Source organism: Priestia sp. SIMBA_032 (assembly GCF_046535215.1).
Lineage (GTDB): Bacteria > Bacillota > Bacilli > Bacillales > Bacillaceae_H > Priestia > Priestia aryabhattai.
Genome location: NZ_JAWRXD010000916.1, coordinates 1 through 262, shown reverse-complemented (window position 1 = coordinate 262; position 262 = coordinate 1). Strand labels below are relative to the sequence as shown.

The 262-nt window shown below is 38.2% G+C and carries 1 protein-coding gene; it reads left to right on the top strand.

Annotated features, from left to right (window positions below; genetic code table 11):
• On the top strand, nucleotides 1–262 hold a 262-nt coding region (locus SB717_RS37000), incomplete at both ends, for an ArsA family ATPase (RefSeq protein WP_410908070.1).

The window sequence follows — 262 nt, the reverse complement described above, 5'->3', positions numbered from 1 at the left end:
AATTAGCTTACTTCGCGTACTCGATTATTATAAACAAAACATATATGATGTTATCATCATTGATTGCGCTCCAACGGGAGAAACATTAGCAATGCTAAGTTTTCCAGACATGCTCGGCTGGTGGATGGAAAAATTATTTCCTATTAAAAGAAAAGTTTTAAAAGTCGTTCGTCCTGTAGCTCAACCACTCCTTGGTGTCCCTCTTCCAACCGACGATATTATGGACGAATTAACAAATACACTTGAACAGCTCGGAGAAATG